Source organism: Actinoplanes philippinensis, assembly GCF_900113015.1.
In the GTDB taxonomy this organism is placed as follows: Bacteria; Actinomycetota; Actinomycetes; order Mycobacteriales; family Micromonosporaceae; genus Actinoplanes; species Actinoplanes philippinensis.
In genome coordinates this window covers 1-1323 of the sequence record NZ_FONV01000055.1, presented here as the reverse complement: position 1 = coordinate 1323, position 1323 = coordinate 1, and the positions used below count along the sequence as shown (strand labels likewise).

2 protein-coding genes are annotated in these 1323 nt (G+C 66.4%); both read left to right on the top strand.

Features of this window, described 5'->3' with window-relative positions; translation table 11 throughout:
- Window positions 1–57 precede the first annotated feature (57 nt).
- Window positions 58–369 carry a transposase gene (locus tag BM290_RS46945; RefSeq protein WP_093622511.1) on the top strand — a complete coding sequence of 104 codons (312 nt, stop codon included), beginning with the start codon at window positions 58–60 and terminating at the stop codon, window positions 367–369.
- A complete protein-coding gene (locus BM290_RS46940; protein ID WP_093622510.1) occupies window positions 366–1286 on the top strand; it encodes an IS3 family transposase in 921 nt (306 codons plus the stop codon). The genes BM290_RS46945 and BM290_RS46940 overlap by 4 nt, the downstream gene beginning before the upstream one ends.
- The last annotated feature ends 37 nt before the right edge of the window (window positions 1287–1323 follow it).

The following is a 1323-nucleotide window of genomic DNA, read 5'->3' as shown; positions in this document are numbered from 1 at the left end:
CCCCGTATTCATGGAGCTTCTTGATCATGGTCTGATGGCCGTGGAGAGGAAGTATCTGTGGCACCACCGAAGAAGTACCCGGATGAGCTGCGGCAACGTGCTGTTCGCCTGTATCGGGAATCGGAACCGAAGCCGGTGATCCGCCGGCTGGCGGAACAGCTCGGCGTGCACCCTGAGGCGCTGCGGAACTGGATCCGGCAGGCCGAGGCCGACGCCGGCGAACGCGCCGATCGGCCGACCACGGACATGCTCGAGGAGAACCGGCGCCTGCTGAAAGAGAACGCAGAGCTGCGCCGGGCCAACGAGATCCTTAAGGCCGCCTCGGCGTATTTCGCCTCGGAGCTCGACCCGACCCGGCGACGGTCATGACGTTCATCGACGAACAGTCGGACCGCTTCGCGGTCGCGCTCCTTCTTCGGGTCTTGGAGATCGGCGAGTCGACCTACTACGCCTGGCGCAAGCAGGCCGAGCAGCCCAGCGACCGCGAGGTGGTCGACCTCGGGCTGCTGTCGAACATCCACGAGATCTGGGAGAACTCGGGCTTCACCTACGGCTCCGACCGGATCCACCAGCAGCTACGCCGCGACGGCATCCGCGTCGGCCGCAAGCGAGTCGAGCGGCTGATGCGCGCCCAGGGCTGGCAGGGCGCACACCTGCGGCGGGGCTGGCGCGGCGGCTCCACCAAGCAGGACCCGACCCGCCAGCCGGCGCCGGATCTGGTGAACCGGCAGTTCACCGCGACCGGCCCGGACCGGCTGTGGGTCGCCGACGCGACCCGGATCCCGTGCGCCGAGGGCGTGTTCTGGCTCGCCGCGGTCCGCGACGCGTTCTCCCGCCGGATCGTGGGCTGGAAGACCTCCACCCGCTGCGACACCGACCTGATCCTGGCCGCCCTCGAATACGGGATCTACTCACGCCAGGTCCGTGACGGCGAACTCATACACCACAGCGACAGGGGCTCGAACTACACGTCGTTCCGGTTCGCGGAACGCTTGTACGACAACGGCATCCTGCCCTCGATGGGCTCAGTCGGCGACAGCTACGACAACGCGCTGATGGAAAACTTCTGGTCCACCCTGAAGATCGAACTCGTGTACCGCAGCCAGTGGCGCACCCGCGACGAATCCGAGAACGCGCTGTTCGCCTACATCGACGGCTGGTACAACACCCGTCGCATCCAGAAGGAACTCGGCTACCTCAGCCCGGACGAATACGAGACGGCCTGGCATCACGATCAGGCAAGCCAGGACGAGCCCGTATCACTCACCCCTGCCGCCGGCCGGTAGCAGGAAAAACTGCTCCACCGAACCGGGGGAAACTCAC